Below are 16,110 nucleotides of genomic sequence, written 5' to 3'. Positions count from 1 at the left end.
AAATACGTGTGGTTGAATAAAAGCAAAAGGGGCTTTAAACATGACAGATCGTCGCAAGTTAGCGAACGCAATTCGTGCACTCAGCATGGATGCAGTACAAAAAGCAAAATCCGGTCACCCGGGTGCGCCTATGGGTATGGCAGACATCGCTGAAGTTCTATGGCGCGATTACATGACTCATAACCCGTTGAACCCTGAATGGGCGAACCGCGACCGATTTGTTCTGTCGAACGGCCACGGTTCAATGCTTATTTATTCATTGCTGCACCTCACCGGCTATGCATTGTCGATTGAAGATCTCAAGCAATTTAGGCAGTTACATTCTAAAACACCAGGTCACCCAGAGTATGGATATACGCCAGGCGTAGAAACAACAACTGGGCCTTTGGGGCAAGGTATCGCGAATGCTGTGGGCATGGCTTTGGCAGAGAAAACGCTGGCGGCACAGTTCAACAAGCCTAACTTCCCGATTGTGGACCACTACACATATACCTTCTTAGGCGACGGCTGTTTAATGGAAGGCATTTCTCATGAAGTGTGCTCTCTAGCAGGCACTTTAGGTTTGGGTAAACTGATTGCGTTCTACGACGACAACGGTATTTCCATCGATGGTGAAGTTGAAGGATGGTTTACCGACGACACTGCAAAAAGATTCGAAAGTTACGGCTGGCATGTCATTCGTAACGTAGACGGACACAACAGTACTGAAGTGAAAACTGCCATTGAAGCAGCACGTCAAGAAACAGACCGTCCAACCATGATTATTTGTAAAACAGTTATTGGTTTTGGTTCTCCTAACAAGCAAGGTAAAGAAAGCTGCCACGGCGCACCTTTAGGTGATGACGAAATTGCATTAGCACGTAAAGAGTTGGGTTGGGAACATGGTCCGTTCGAAGTGCCTGAAGATGTAATGCGTGATTGGTCGGCACAAGATGCAGGTCGAAAACAAGAAGCCGCTTGGAATGAGCTAATGGATGCTTATCGCCAAGAGTTTCCTGAGTTGGCAAAAGAGTTTGAACGCAGAATGGCAGGTAAATTACCTGAAGACTGGCGCGAGAAAACAGACCAATGGACAGAGCGTTTGCAAGCAAACCCAGAAGGTATTGCTACGCGTAAAGCCTCTCAAAATGCTTTGAATGAGATTGGCCCAATGTTACCGGAATTACTGGGCGGTTCTGCAGACCTTGCTGGTTCGAACCTAACACTTTGGAACGACAGTAAACCCGTTTCTGCGAAAGACGCAGACGGCAATTATATTTATTACGGTGTGCGTGAATTTGGCATGTCGGCAATTATGAATGGCATCGCATTGCACGGTGGCTTTAAACCTTACGGTGCAACGTTCCTTATGTTTATGGAATACGCGCGTAATGCAGTACGTATGTCTGCACTTATGAAGCAGCCTGTTGTTTATGTGTACACGCACGACTCAATTGGCTTAGGAGAAGACGGACCAACTCACCAACCGGTAGAGCAAATTGCAAGCTTGCGTATGACTCCGAATATGCAAACTTGGCGCCCTTGTGACCAAGTTGAATCAGCGATTGCTTGGCAAGCTGGCGTTGAGCGTTACGACGGGCCTTCTGCACTCGTGTTTACTCGCCAAGGTTTAGCGCAACAAGAGCGTACACCAGAGCAATTGGTAAACATTCGCCGCGGTGGTTACATCTTAAAAGACAGTGCTGGCGAGCCAGACTTAATTCTAATTGCCACGGGCTCTGAAGTGGCTTTAGCTGTAGAAGCCGCAGAGAAACTTACCGAGCAAGGTGAGAACGTGCGTGTTGTTTCTATGCCAAGCACCTGTGTTTTTGATATGCAAGAACCCGAGTATCGTGAAGAAGTTCTACCTGCAAAAGTACGTCGCAGAATAGCTGTGGAAGCAGGTATTGCTGACTTCTGGAACAAGTATGTGGGCCTAGACGGCAAAGTGTTAGGTATGACTACCTATGGTGAGTCTGCTCCTGCAGGAGATTTGTTCAAGCACTTTGGCTTTACTGTAGACAACCTTGTAGCGCTGGCGAAAGAGGTTTAAATGCAAAGGGCTCCGATTCGAGTTGCTATTAATGGTTTCGGTCGTATTGGCCGAAGCCTTTTGCGTGCTTGGATTGAATCTTCCAATGCTAATGCGATTGAAATTGTGGCGGTGAATGAGCTTGCAGAAATCGACGCAATGGCTCACCTACTGAAATACGACACAACGCATGGACGTTTTCAGGCTCAAGTTGAAAGTGTAAACGGAAAGCTTCAAATAGATGGTAAAGCGGTTGAGGTGTCTCACATTTCGGAGCTCCATGAGCTTCCTTGGGAAGCCTTGAATGTTGACGTGGTGATAGACTGCACGGGTGTTTTCCATAGCCGGGAGCATGCGCAAGCTCATATTGAAGCTGGCGCAAAACGCGTCATCTTCTCTCACCCTGCCGACCCAGACGTAGATGCGACAATTATTCAGGGAGTGAATGATTCACTCTTGCAGCCAGAGCACCGAATTATTTCGAATGGCTCGTGTACCACTAATTGTATCGTTCCAATTATTCAAGCTCTGGATGAAGCATTTGGTGTTGATAGCGGCACGATAACCACTATTCACTCGGTGATGAATGATCAACAAGTCATGGACAGTTATCATTCTGACATGAGATTGGCTAGGTCTGCTTCGCAGTCTATTATTCCCGTCGATACCCGTTTGGCGCGCGGAATTGAAAGAATTTTACCGAAGTTTGCAGGTCGTTTTGAAGCCATTGCAGTGCGGGTGCCTACCACCAACGTAACCGCTATGGACCTAAGTGTGACTCTGGAAACTGACGTTTCGATTGCAGCGGTGAACAGCGCGCTAGAAAAGGCTTCATTAGGAAGTTTGGCAGGCATTCTTGGATTTGAACAAACTCCGCTAGTTTCTTCAGATTATATTCACGATCCTCGTTCGTGCATTGTCGACAGCACTCAAACTCGAGTGAGCCACAAACGGTTGGTGAAAATACTGAGTTGGTGCGACAACGAATGGGGCTTCGCTAACAGGTTGCTAGACACCACCGTAGATGTAGGTCGGTTAATTGAACAGAATGAGAAATACTTAGAGGAAAGAACATGACTATCCAGTTAATGGAAAATATGGATTTACGCGGTAAGCGTGTGTTAATTCGTGAAGACTTAAACGTGCCGGTAAAAGACGGCAAAGTGACCTCAGACGCACGACTGCGTGCAGCACTACCAACTATTGAGCGTGCACTGCAGCAAGGTGCGAAAGTTATGGTGATGTCGCATTTGGGTCGTCCTGAAGAAGGTGTTTACGACGAAGCATTCTCGATGAGTCCAGTGGTGCGTTATCTCGAAGCAAAATTGTCATTCCCCGTTCGCCTAGAGTCTAATTACCTAGAGGGCGTAGAGGTTGCTGGCGGTGAATTAGTGGTGTTTGAGAACGTACGTTTTAACGCGGGCGAGAAAAAGAACGATCCAGAGTTAGCCAAGAAATTAGCCGCGCTTTGTGATGTGTTTGTTATGGACGCATTCGGCACAGCGCACCGTGCTCAAGCTTCTACATACGGCGTTGCTCAGTATGCACCGGTAGCTTGTGCAGGCCCTTTGCTCGCTAACGAACTCGACGCTTTAGGTAAAGCGTTAGAAAACCCGAAGCGCCCATTGGTTGCTATTGTCGGTGGCTCAAAAGTATCCACTAAACTTATGGTGCTTAATTCACTGGTGCGTAAAGTAGACCAACTAATTGTTGGTGGTGGTATCGCGAATACGTTTATCAAAGCAGCAGGCCATGGTGTTGGGAAATCGCTATACGAGGAAGACTTAGTATCTGAAGCACAGCGTTTATCAGAGTCTGCAAAAACCCGTGGTGCAGACATTCCTGTTCCAACTGACGTAGTTGTTGGTGATAAATTCGCGGACGATGCGGTAGCTGCAACGAAGGCCGTTCAAGACGTGAGCGATGAAGACATGATCTTTGACATTGGCCCTGACACTTCTGAGCAGCTGGCAGAGCTTTTGAAAAGTGCAGGAACAATCGTGTGGAACGGCCCTGTAGGCGTGTTTGAATTCGACGCTTTCGGCCAGGGTACAGAGAAGCTAGCGCGCGCTATTGCGGAGAGTCAGGCTTTTAGTATTGCTGGTGGTGGTGACACACTAGCCGCAATCGATAAATACGGTATTGCCGACGATATTTCGTACATATCGACCGGTGGTGGTGCCTTCCTTGAGTTTTTAGAAGGTAAAACCCTACCCGCGGTTGCAATTCTGCAGGCGCGTGGGCAAGATTCATAAATTATAAGCTGATTAGATATACAAATTTAAAAGAGAAAGGAGTTTCCAATGGCATTAGTTTCAATGCGCCAATTGCTAGACCACGCAGCAGAGAATGGCTACGGGGTACCAGCATTTAATGTGAACAACTTAGAGCAGATGCGCGCCATTATGGAAGCGGCGGACGAAACCAACAGTCCAGTAATTGTTCAAGCCTCGGCTGGCGCTAGGAAATATGCCGGTGCGCCGTTCTTACGCCACCTCATTCTGGCGGCAGTGGAAGAATTTCCGCATATTCCTGTGGTAATGCACCAAGACCACGGAACATCTCCGGCGGTTTGCCAACGTTCTATTCAGCTTGGATTCAGTTCAGTTATGATGGACGGTTCATTGCGTGAAGACGGTAAGACTCCCGCTGAATACGACTACAACGTAGACGTAACGCGTAGAACTGTAGAAATGGCTCACGCGTGTGGCGTGTCTGTGGAAGGTGAATTAGGTTGCTTAGGCTCACTTGAAACAGGTCAGGCAGGTGAAGAGGACGGCGTTGGCGCGGAAGGTACTTTATCTCACGACCAATTGTTAACCGACCCTGAAGAGGCAGCGCAATTTGTTGAAGCAACACAAGTTGACGCACTTGCAATTGCATGTGGTACTTCACATGGCGCATACAAGTTTACTCGTCCACCAACGGGTGACATTTTGTCTATCGACCGTATTAAAGAAATTCACAAGCGTATTCCTAATACTCACTTGGTTATGCACGGTTCTTCTTCGGTACCGCAAGAATGGCTAGCTATTATTAACGAGTACGGTGGTGAAATCCCAGAAACTTATGGTGTACCGGTTGAGCAAATCCAGGAAGGTATTCGCCACGGTGTACGTAAGGTGAACATCGACACCGACTTACGCCTAGCGTCTACAGGAGCTGTACGTCGTTTCTTAGCTCACAATAAATCTGAGTTTGATCCACGTAAATTCTTAACCACTACGGTTCAGGCGATGAAAGATATCTGTATCGATCGTTACCAAGCGTTTGGTACTGCTGGTCAAGCAAGCAAAATCAAGCCAATGTCTTTGGAAGTTATGTTCCAAAAATATGAAGCTGGTGAGCTAAAAGCAGTAATCAAATAACGATATAAAAATGTAAAGAGCCAGTTTCAGGTGCGAAACTGGCTTTTTTTTATCCAATTTTCTTATGTTTAGACTACGCATTCCCCTAATTGATTTGGTACACTACGCTATCTATCATATTTGCTAGCGATATTTTTTGGGGGATCTGTGCGCAAGTTTGTTTTAGCTACCAGTATACTTGCGGCACTATTTACAAGTGCTGTTCAGGCTTCTTCTTTCATGTTCGACGATATTCAGGATCGCGATCCCGCAGTTGAAGAAGACAGTTGGTCTGCAAGTGCAGAATTCGGTTTCTTGATGCGTTCGGGAAATACCGAAACGGAATCTTGGAAAGCCAAGTTTGACCTTTCTCGTGACGCAGGCATGTGGCGCCATAAAAGTATGCTCGACTACTACCGCCAAGAACGTGAAACTGACGCGGGTGACACTGCAATCGACGCAGATCGTTTGTTTATGTCTATTCAGTCTAATCGCTTGTTCAGAGGGTCAGAGCACTCTTCACTATTTATCTATGGTTCATACGAAGACGACGCACTGAACTCGTTTGATTACCAATCCACCATTGCGGCTGGTTACGGTGCTCGTTACCGTTTTACCGAGAAGCTTTATGCTGACTTCGAAGTGGGTCCGGGTATGTCATACAACAAATATGAGCTTACTGGTGAAACTGAAAGCGAAGGCATTTTGCGTATGGCAACAAACGTAAACTGGACGATTTCTGAAAACTCTAAGTTTACCCAACTAATTTCTACTGAAATTGGTGAAGATAATACGCGTTCTAGAGCGGTTTCTTCGCTAACGTCTAACTTGAACTCTAAATTGGCGATGCGTTTGTCATTAACACTTACGCATAATAGCCAAGTTACGATGCAAGGCGACGGTACTTTTCCTGAAAAACTCGATACCGAAACAGCGGTAACCTTAGTTTATACGTTCCAATAAGGTCGAGTTAAGCTTATGCAAAGGGTTGATAATTTTTCGAACTTGAAGCTATTGGAAATTATCAACCGTTTGGACTTCTTTCGGCAATTTTCCATTGAAGACCGCAAGGTGTTATTGGAAGACCGAATTGAAGTTTACGTTTGTAATCAAGACTTTAATGTTTTCAGAGAAGGTGAGGTAGACTCCACTTTCTATCTTCTTCTTGCGGGTAAAGTGAAGATTATTCAGAAGTCTGGAAATCGTAAATTGGGCTCTATTGGCCCTGGCGAGTTTCTGGGCGAGGGCGCTTTTGTCACTCGAGCTCCCCGAACGGCTTCAGCCGTTGCCGAGGTAAAATCTATTCTACTGAGAATTGACTCAAAAGCGTTGAGTTCAATGTCATCTTCGATTCGCGAAAAGCTCAAAGACGCTATTATTGCCGGATTAGGATTAAGAATTAACCAGTTAAATGAACGTTTAAAGACTCTCGAATAAATCTCACCCTGTCGTTCATCTCATCGCGTTCATTTCTAAATTAAGTTTGCTACAATGCAGCCCGAACGAGCATATCTAGATGTTGTAATGACACTGTTGTTAGACGCTTGTTGCGAAGCATAACAACCAGAGAAACTAAAAAAGGGGCAATGTATGCCAGCAAGTTCATTTTTAGGAGTGTTCGCAAAGTCTCCTATTAAGCCCGTGATTGAGCATATCAATCAGATTCAAGACACAGCCATGGCGCTGAAACCATTCTTTGAATCTGTATATGCGGGTGACTGGGAAGCAGCGGAGAAAGCGCAAAAGGAAATCGCGAAACTTGAAAAAGAAGCGGACCACACTAAACGCGAAATTCGTTTGAACCTTCCGAGTGGTTTGTTCTTGCCTGTAGAACGAGCAGATTTGTTAGAGCTTGTTTCGCAACAAGACAGAATTGCGAACAAAGCTAAAGACATCGCAGGTCTTATTGTCGGTAGACAACTTACAATCCCTGCCTCGTTGTTGGAACCATTCAAAAATTACCTCGACAGATGTCTGGACTCAACGAAGATGGCGAGAGACACCATCAACGAGTTTGATGACTTGCTAGAAACAGGGTTCAAAGGTAGAGAAAGAGACCTTGTTGTCAGCATGATCGCTGAACTCGACAAAATTGAAGGTGACACCGATGTTTTGCAAGTAAGTCTTAGACGTGGTTTGCGTGACATTGAACACGACATGAACCCACTTGATGTGATGTTCTTGTATCAAATCTTAGATTGGGTGGGCGACCTTGCTGACCTTTCCGAACGTGTAGGCAACCGTTTCGAGCTAATGCTCGCGCGCGTTTAGGCAGACAGCGGAGATAGACAATGGATTTTATTACTTCTTACGGAACAATCTTAATTGTTCTGGCAGCAGTTTTCGGCTTTTTAATGGCTTGGGGTATTGGTGCTAACGACGTTGCGAATGCAATGGGTACTTCAGTTGGCTCTAAAGCATTAACTATTAAACAAGCAATTATTATCGCGATGGTATTCGAGTTCGCCGGGGCTTATTTAGCCGGTGGCGAGGTAACATCAACGATTCGTAAGGGTATTATTGACCAAGCATACGTGGTGAATGCGCCAGATTTACTGGTTATAGGTATGATTTCGTCATTGCTAGCCGCCGGTTTGTGGTTGGTACTGGCGTCGTACTTAGGTTGGCCGGTATCTACAACACACTCCATCATTGGCGCGATCGTAGGCTTCGCGGCAGTAGGCATCTCTATGGACGCCGTAGAGTGGGGTAAGGTTGCAGGCATCGTAGGAAGCTGGATCGTTACCCCAGCCATATCCGGTATTATTGCTTACTTTATATTCATGAGTGCTCAGAAGCTCATCTTCAACAAGGAAAACCCGCTACAAGCGGCTAAAACCTACGTACCATTCTACATGGGTGCTGGTGGTTTTATCATGGCGCTTCTTACCATCAAGAAAGGTCTAAAGCACGTTGGCTTGGAGATGGGTAACCTTGAAGGTTACATATGGGCGATCGGTATCGGTCTTGCTTTGGTTGTTCTCGGAAGAATCGTTATTTCACGATTGAATTTTGAAGAAAGCAAAGACCGCCACGTGAACTTCGCCAACATCGAAAAAGTGTTCGCTATTCTTATGGTAGTTACCGCATGTTGTATGGCATTTGCACATGGTTCAAACGACGTGGCTAACGCGATTGGTCCATTGGCTGCAGTAGTCAGCGTAGTTTCTAGCGGCGGTATGGTTGAGTCGAAAGCAACTCTAGCTTGGTGGGTATTACCACTAGGCGCGTTAGGTATTGTTGCTGGCTTGGCACTGTTTGGTCATCGCGTTATCGCAACCATTGGTAAAGGTATTACACATCTTACGCCAAGCCGTGGCTTTGCGGCTGAACTTGCAGCAGCGAGTACCGTTATTATTGCTTCGGGGACAGGTTTGCCTATCTCCACAACGCAAACGCTAGTAGGTGCTGTGCTGGGTGTAGGTCTTGCGCGTGGTATTGCGGCACTTAACTTAAATGTTGTAGGTAGCATCGTAGTTTCATGGGTTATTACTCTACCTGCGGGCGCTATCATGTCGATTATCTTCTTCTTCGGCTTGCGCAACATTTTTGGTGTTTAATCTGAGTAAATTTATGAAGGAAAACAAGCGGTATGAAACGGCAAGATTTTTACTTTGAGTTACCTGATGAGTTAATAGCTCGGTATCCTCAGTCGGATCGTACAAGTAGTCGCTTACTTCATTTAGACGGCCCTACAGGGGCCGTTTCTCATTCTCGCTTTACTGACATTCTGGAGTTAGTTAATCCGGGTGACTTGATGATTTTCAATGACACTCGCGTTATTCCTGCTCGTTTGTTAGGTCAGAAAGTGTCGGGTGGAAAAGTTGAAGTTTTAATAGAACGGGTTTTAGACGAACACCGTGTTCTTGCTCACGTACGGAGCAATCGTAGCCCTAAGCCAGGTGCATTGTTCAAGTTAGAAGACGCGGTAGAAGTTGAAGTTCTGGGGCGACAAGATGCACTTTTTGAACTGCAATTTGACGCATCTAAACCCGTTTTGTCGTGGTTAGAAGAGTATGGGCATATGCCTTTACCGCCATATATCGATAGACCTGACGAAGAGTCAGACCGTGAGCGGTATCAAACTGTTTATGGTAAAAAGCCAGGTGCTGTAGCTGCACCAACAGCCGGTCTTCACTTTGACGAGAACGTGCTTACTGCACTTAAGAACAAAGGCGTGAGTATTGAACATGTAACTTTGCATGTTGGTGCTGGCACGTTCCAACCGGTACGTGTAGACGATATTCAAAGCCATGTGATGCATAGTGAATATGCAGAAGTACCGGCAAATGTAGTGGACGCAATAAAAGAAACCAAACAACGTGGTGGGCGTGTTATTGCGGTAGGTACAACTTCGGTAAGAAGTCTAGAGTCGGCGGCGCAAGCAAGCGAAGCAGAGCTGCAACCGTTCTATGATGAAACCGACATTTTTATCTACCCTGGGTACGAATTCAAAGTTGTAGACGCGATGCTGACGAACTTCCACTTGCCGGAGTCTACATTAATTATGCTGGTTTCTGCGTTTGCAGGTCAGCAAGAAGTATTGGCGGCCTATCAGGCTGCAGTCAACGAGAAATATCGGTTCTTTAGTTATGGCGACGCGATGTTCGTAACTAAAAAGCCTTTGAGAGGTTCATGATGAGTCGTATGTCCTTTACGTTAAAAGCAACACAAGGCAAAGCCCGCCGCGGAGAGCTTTCATTTCCGCGTGGAACTGTGCAAACACCAGCATTTATGCCCGTGGGTACTTTGGGTACGGTGAAGGGAATGACCCCAGAAGAGCTTGCCGACACAGGTGCAGAAATTTGTTTAGGAAATACGTTTCACCTCATGTTGCGCCCGGGTACTTCAATTATTCAGCAGCATGGTGATTTGCATGACTTCATGCACTGGGACAAGCCAATTTTAACCGACTCAGGCGGCTTCCAAGTATTTAGCTTAGGTGAGTTGCGTAAAATTTCAGAAGAGGGCGCTACGTTCCGGTCTCCGATTAACGGTGAGAAAATTTTGCTTACGCCTGAAAAGTCGATGGAAGTTCAGCGAGAGCTTGGTTCTGATATCGTTATGATTTTTGACGAGTGTACACCACACCCGGCGACGCATGAGCAAGCAAGAGTTTCTATGGAGTTGTCATTGCGTTGGGCAGAACGCTCTAAAACCGCGCATGAAGGTAATGACGCAGCACTCTTTGGAATTATTCAAGGTGGTATGTACGAAGAGCTGAGAACCATCTCTTTGGAAGGCTTAGAAAACATCGGTTTCGACGGTTACGCTATAGGAGGTCTTTCCGTAGGCGAACCGAAAGAAGACATGATGCGCATTTTAGACCATATCGCGCCGCAAATGCCCGAAGACAAGCCCCGTTACCTAATGGGCGTAGGAAAGCCTGAAGACTTAGTTGAAGCCGTTCGTCGTGGTGTAGACATGTTCGACTGCGTTATGCCTACACGGAACGCGCGAAATGGTCATTTGTTTACGTCGACGGGTGTCATTAAAATCCGTAACGCAAAACATCGCACAGACACTGGTCCTCTTGACACAGATTGTGGCTGTTACACATGTAAGAACTATAGCAGAGCCTACTTGCATCATTTAGACCGTTGTAACGAGATTCTTGGTGCGAGGTTGAACACAATTCACAACCTTTATCACTATCAACAAGTGATGAAAGGTATGCGAGATGCTTTAGATGCGGGGACATTCGACGCATTTGTGCAGAGTTTTTATGCTAAGTTGGGCTTAGAAGTGCCCGAAGTTAGTTGAATAAGTGCAGTGGAAGCCTTGCGCAATAGCTAATGCTTGCACACAATATGTAAAGATTTAAATTCTTAGGCCGACAATTAGTCACTATGAAATAGCAAGTTTGTTCAAGGAGTTGCAAGTATGAGTGCAGAGGGTTTTACCCCTTCCATTCGACCGGTGCCGGTGGAGATGGAACTTCGTTTTGGAACACACAATGAGCGTGTGAAAGGGCTTCTTGTTGGGCAGAGGCAACCTGAGTACCTTGCTGTTGAGATATCTAAAAAGTACAACTGGAACGAAGTGAATGACTGGTTTGGTAGTTGTGCAACAGTAGTGATTCGTGGAGTTCTAAACCAAGGGCAAATTGTTGCAGCTGCAACCGGATTTTTAAGTTCGATAACCCGTCCGCAGCGTATTGTCTTTTTACAGTACCCTAAACGATTCGAGGCTCGAGGCCTGCGCCAAGCACCAAGAATTGAAGTGGAATTAGACGCTACGATCCGTCCAGCGCCTAGTGTCCCCTCTCCGTTCCCACAAGGCTCTGGAATCGAAGAAGTGCAAGGTACAATTAAAGATATTTCTCGGGGTGGTATGGGATTTTCAGCGAAGGCCGATCCTACGATCAGTGCAGATAAACTGAATGGCGGGGTGGTTGAAGTTGAGATCAAAGACGGTGAAAAATCCTTACTGAAGACAGTTGCCGAGATACGTGGCTCTAAGCAGTCAGGTGTAAGTATGGTTATGGGATTATTGATTGATAAGAAAGATCAGGCGTACTTGGATGCACTAGATGATCTAGTTTTACATTCCAAATTGATCAAACAAGCGATCCACGGATAGAAATTACACAAAAGGGTTTACAGACCCTGTGTATTTGTTTAGAATTCAGCACCAATTTTTTCCGACTCTGATGTGTCGTTGAACAAGAGTTTCGAGACATCAATAGATAATGTTTTTGAGGTGAGAGGCTAATGCCAGCAGTTAAATTGAAAGAAAACGAGCCATTTGACGTAGCGTTACGTCGTTTTAAGCGTTCTTGTGAAAAAGCAGGCGTTTTGTCTGAAGTTCGTAGCCGTGAGTTCTATGAAAAGCCAACGGCAGAGCGTAAGCGCAAGAAAGCTGCGGCGGTAAAACGTCACGCAAAAAAATTGGCTCGTGAAAACGCACGTCGTACGCGTTTGTACTAAGAACTGCTTCACAGCTAAGTTTTCGAAAAAACCGTGCTCGGCACGGTTTTTTTGTGTCTGGTTTCTTTGTCGAAAAAGAAAGAGTACATTAACCGCATGGCTGGTTTAATTCCTCGTGACTTTATTCAAGACTTAATCGCTAGAGCCGACGTTGTGTCGGTTATAGACAGTCGCTTGCGCTTAAAAAAGGCGGGTAAGAACTACCAAGCCTGTTGCCCATTTCATGGCGAGAAAACTCCTTCCTTTACGGTTGCTCCTGACAAGCAGTTTTATCATTGCTTTGGTTGTGGAGCGCACGGCAATGCTCTCGATTTCATTATGGAGTACGAGGGCTTAGAGTTTCCTGACGCTGTAGAAGCGTTAGCAGCAGATATGGGTTTGGAAGTTCCGCGTGAGAAAGGAACCGGGCCTACTCGAGACAAGTCAGAAATAGAAGACGACTTTGCACTCATGGAGCAAGCCGGTCAGTTCTTTGCAAGCCAATTACGAAAGCATCCTAACTCCGAAAAGGTTATCGATTACCTAAAAGGGCGTGGCTTAACTGGTGAAATCGTTAAAGCTTTCGGTATTGGTTATGCGCCAGATGGCTGGGACGGCATACTTAAGCATTTAGGTGCTGGCGGTAAAAAAGAGAAGCAATTACTTGCTTTAAAACTGATCTCTGAGAACGATCGCGGTAAGCGCTTCGACTTTTTTAGAGACCGCATCATGTTTCCAATTCGAGACAAGCGGGGCAGAACCGTAGGTTTCGGAGGACGAGTTCTAGACAACGATCAAGGTCCTAAGTACCTAAACTCACCGGAAACACGGTTGTTTCATAAAGGTCGAGAGCTTTACGGCTTTTACGAAATGAAGCAGAAGATTAAGCAACTAGACACGGTGCTTATCGTTGAAGGCTATATGGATGTGGTTGCGTTATCGCAGCATGGAGTTCATTACTCCGTTGCCGCTCTGGGTACTGCTGCTACATCAGATCACTTACAGCTATTATTCCGCCAGGCGCCAAAAGTAGTTTGTTGTTTTGACGGTGACCGCGCAGGACGCGACGCGGCTTGGCGTGCATTAGAAAACGCGTTGCCACTTATGCGAGACGGCCAAGATTTACGCTTCTTATTTCTCCCTGACGGAGAAGATCCAGACAGTTTAATTCGCAGGGAAGGTAAGGAGCAGTTTGAAGCCAAGCTGAACGATGCTCGCTCATTTAAAGACTACTTCTTTGATCATTTGTGTGAGGGAGTAGATCTTACTCAAGATGCAGGTAAAGCCAAACTCATTGCTGACGCGAAACCTCTTATAGAGAAAGTACACAGTGACTTTTATGGCGACCTGTTGAAAGAAGAGCTTGCGAAGAGGCTAGGTCGAAGCGTGGCGCAGGTTGACCATATTACGCCGAAAACAAACAGTACCTTCAAAGCGCAAGAGAAGCGGCAAAAGTACACGCCTGTGGAGCGCGCTATTGGGTTGTTACTACAGAACCCGTGGTTAGGAAAATCAGTCAAGCCCAACAAAACGTTGGAAAAGCTGAAAATGGATCATGTGAAGGTGTTGCTAGCGTTACATCGTCAAACTCAGTCTGACGGACTTACCCCGGCTACAGTATTAGAAGGCTGGCGCGGAACGAAACATGAAGAAAAGCTTCGTGAACTCGCACTCTGGGACCATGCGGTAAGCGAGCAGAACATTGAGAGAGAATTTCAAGAAACGTTTCTATTTCTGGTGGACCGTTATTTCGAACAAAGATATGAAGAATTACGGTTATTACCGAAAGAAGAACTTACTCCAGAAAAGCAGCAAGAATTAGTTTTTATTTTAAAGTCTTTAAAAGGTATGAGTTAACAAGGCTTTTCAGAAAATATTATCATCTCGACTGGCTGAATCCTCGTATATTTGTTATACTATGCGGTCATTTCGAGCGGTTCCCAAAATTCTTTGATTGAGGTGTTGGCCTGTATGCAGACTAAACAGTCGCAACTTAAACTTCTTATTGCCAAAGGCAAGGAACAAGGCTACTTAACGTACGCTGAAGTAAACGATCATTTACCACAAGATTTAGTCGATTCGGATCAGATTGAAGACATCATCCGAATGATTAACGACATGGGTATCAAAACGTTTGAGAATGCCCCAGACGCTGATGAACTCATGATGAGCGAAGACACGGCTGACGAAGATGCAGCCGAAGCTGCAGCAGCTGCCCTAGCTACCGTAGAAAGCGAGATAGGTCGCACTACAGACCCTGTGCGTATGTATATGCGTGAAATGGGTACCGTTGAGCTACTTACGCGTGAAGGCGAAATTGATATCGCAAAGCGTATCGAAGACGGTATTAACCAGGTGCAGTGCTCTGTTGCGGAGTATCCTGAAGCAATTAACTTCCTACTCGACCAGTGGGATGCTTATGAAGCTGAAGAAATTCGCTTAACCGAAATTATTTCAGGCTTTATCGACCCAGACGAAGCTGACCAAGCGCCAGTAAGCGCAACTCATGTGGGCTCAGAGCTTACTGATGATCAGCTTGAAGATGAAGACGATGAAGATGAAGACGAAGACTCGGATGACGATGATTCTGCTGACAATGGTATCGACCCAGAGTTAGCGAAAGAAAAATTCGGTGAGCTTCGCAGTCAATACGAGTCGACGCGCACTGCAATTAAGAAGCACGGGCGCGGTCATAAGAAAGCTAAAGAAGAAATTGAAAAACTAAGCGACCTGTTTAAGCAGTTCCGTTTGGTTCCTAAGCAGTTCGACCGTTTAGTGCGTGACATGCGCGAAATGATGAACCGTGTACGCATTCAAGAACGCCTTATTATGAAAGTTGTTCTTGAACAAGCGAAGGTTCCTAAGCGTTCTTTTGTAACTTCTTTCTCTGGCCACGAAACGACTATGGAGTGGTTCGACGGCTTTGTTGAAAAAGGCACGGGCTCTACTGAAGTATTAACTGAGCAGCGTGAAGAAGTAGAGCGCTGTGTACAGAAGCTTCGCAGTATTGCAGAAGAAACTGGATTGTCGATTGCGAACGTAAAAGACATCAACCGTCGCATGTCTATTGGTGAAGCAAAAGCTCGCCGTGCGAAGAAAGAAATGGTAGAAGCCAACCTACGTTTGGTTATTTCAATCGCGAAAAAATATACGAACCGTGGTTTGCAGTTCTTGGACCTAATCCAGGAAGGTAACATTGGTTTGATGAAGGCTGTTGATAAGTTTGAATACCGTCGCGGTTATAAGTTCTCGACGTACGCCACATGGTGGATTCGTCAGGCAATCACGCGTTCTATTGCCGACCAAGCAAGAACAATCCGTATTCCGGTACACATGATTGAAACAATCAATAAGTTGAACCGTATTTCTCGTCAAATGCTTCAGGAAATGGGTCGTGAACCGCACCCTGAAGAACTGGCAGAGCGTATGGCTATGCCTGAAGACAAAATTCGTAAAGTGCTTAAAATTGCCAAAGAGCCAATTTCAATGGAGACGCCAATTGGCGACGACGAAGATTCGCATCTTGGTGATTTTATCGAAGACACAACGCTGGACCTTCCGGTTGACGCGGCGACTTCAGATAGCTTAACGAATGCTGTTGTAGAAGTACTTGGTGGCTTAACACAGCGTGAAGCGAAAGTGCTGCGTATGCGTTTTGGTATCGGTATGAATACTGACCATACGTTAGAAGAAGTAGGTAAGCAGTTCGACGTAACGCGTGAGCGTATTCGTCAAATTGAAGCCAAAGCACTTCGTAAACTGCGCCACCCAAGCCGCAGCGAATCTTTGAAGAGCTTCTTAGACGAATAAGTAGCCAACTTCATCAAAAAGCGTCTTCGGACGC

14 protein-coding genes are annotated in these 16,110 nt (G+C 45.9%); all 14 read left to right on the top strand.

The genetic code is table 11. The features are described 5' to 3' along the window. Positions 1-40 precede the first annotated feature (40 nt). Positions 41-2,032, top strand: coding sequence for a transketolase (gene tkt, locus EYQ95_RS11910; RefSeq protein ID WP_111916179.1), 1,992 nt, complete (start codon positions 41-43; stop codon positions 2,030-2,032). Further along, positions 2,033-3,088 carry an erythrose-4-phosphate dehydrogenase gene (gene epd, locus EYQ95_RS11905; protein WP_111916178.1) on the top strand — a complete coding sequence of 352 codons (1,056 nt, stop codon included), beginning with the start codon at positions 2,033-2,035 and terminating at the stop codon, positions 3,086-3,088. It abuts the gene before it with no gap. Beyond that, positions 3,085-4,266, top strand: a complete 1,182-nt coding sequence (locus tag EYQ95_RS11900) for a phosphoglycerate kinase (protein ID WP_111916177.1) — start codon at positions 3,085-3,087, stop codon at positions 4,264-4,266. The genes epd and EYQ95_RS11900 overlap by 4 nt, the downstream gene beginning before the upstream one ends. Positions 4,267-4,314: 48 nt before the next feature. Beyond that, complete coding sequence (fba, locus tag EYQ95_RS11895) at positions 4,315-5,379, top strand: class II fructose-bisphosphate aldolase (protein ID WP_111916176.1); 1,065 nt, start codon at positions 4,315-4,317, stop codon at positions 5,377-5,379. Positions 5,380-5,526: 147 nt separating this feature from the next. Further along, positions 5,527-6,321: a YdiY family protein gene (locus EYQ95_RS11890; RefSeq protein ID WP_207916387.1), complete on the top strand. Its 795-nt coding sequence runs from the start codon at positions 5,527-5,529 to the stop codon at positions 6,319-6,321. Positions 6,322-6,336: 15 nt separating this feature from the next. Continuing rightward, a complete protein-coding gene (locus EYQ95_RS11885; RefSeq protein WP_111916175.1) occupies positions 6,337-6,795 on the top strand; it encodes a cyclic nucleotide-binding domain-containing protein in 459 nt (152 codons plus the stop codon). 153 nt (positions 6,796-6,948) lie between these two features. Then, positions 6,949-7,629: a TIGR00153 family protein gene (locus EYQ95_RS11880; protein ID WP_111916174.1), complete on the top strand. Its 681-nt coding sequence runs from the start codon at positions 6,949-6,951 to the stop codon at positions 7,627-7,629. Between the two features lie 20 nt (positions 7,630-7,649). Continuing rightward, positions 7,650-8,918, top strand: coding sequence for an inorganic phosphate transporter (locus EYQ95_RS11875; protein ID WP_111916173.1), 1,269 nt, complete (start codon positions 7,650-7,652; stop codon positions 8,916-8,918). 32 nt (positions 8,919-8,950) lie between these two features. After that, positions 8,951-9,997: a tRNA preQ1(34) S-adenosylmethionine ribosyltransferase-isomerase QueA gene (gene queA, locus EYQ95_RS11870; RefSeq protein WP_111916172.1), complete on the top strand. Its 1,047-nt coding sequence runs from the start codon at positions 8,951-8,953 to the stop codon at positions 9,995-9,997. Then, positions 9,997-11,121: a tRNA guanosine(34) transglycosylase Tgt gene (gene tgt / locus EYQ95_RS11865; RefSeq protein ID WP_243699908.1), complete on the top strand. Its 1,125-nt coding sequence runs from the start codon at positions 9,997-9,999 to the stop codon at positions 11,119-11,121. Before queA ends, tgt begins: the two co-directional genes overlap by 1 nt. Positions 11,122-11,241: 120 nt before the next feature. Beyond that, on the top strand, positions 11,242-11,940 hold the full coding sequence (locus EYQ95_RS11860; RefSeq protein ID WP_111916171.1) for a PilZ domain-containing protein: 699 nt from the start codon (positions 11,242-11,244) through the stop codon (positions 11,938-11,940). Positions 11,941-12,071: 131 nt separating this feature from the next. Further along, a complete protein-coding gene (gene rpsU / locus EYQ95_RS11855) occupies positions 12,072-12,287 on the top strand; it encodes a 30S ribosomal protein S21 (RefSeq protein ID WP_111916170.1) in 216 nt (71 codons plus the stop codon). A gap of 33 nt (positions 12,288-12,320) precedes the next feature. Beyond that, a complete protein-coding gene (gene dnaG, locus EYQ95_RS11850; protein ID WP_207916386.1) occupies positions 12,321-14,123 on the top strand; it encodes a DNA primase in 1,803 nt (600 codons plus the stop codon). Positions 14,124-14,237: 114 nt separating this feature from the next. Further along, the gene (rpoD, locus tag EYQ95_RS11845; RefSeq protein WP_111916168.1) at positions 14,238-16,076 is read left to right on the top strand and encodes an RNA polymerase sigma factor RpoD; all 1,839 of its coding nucleotides are present in this window, start codon (positions 14,238-14,240) and stop codon (positions 16,074-16,076) included. The last annotated feature ends 34 nt before the right edge of the window (positions 16,077-16,110 follow it).

Source organism: Lysobacter sp. N42 (genome assembly GCF_004344885.1).
This window is presented reverse-complemented; position numbering and strand designations above follow the sequence as displayed.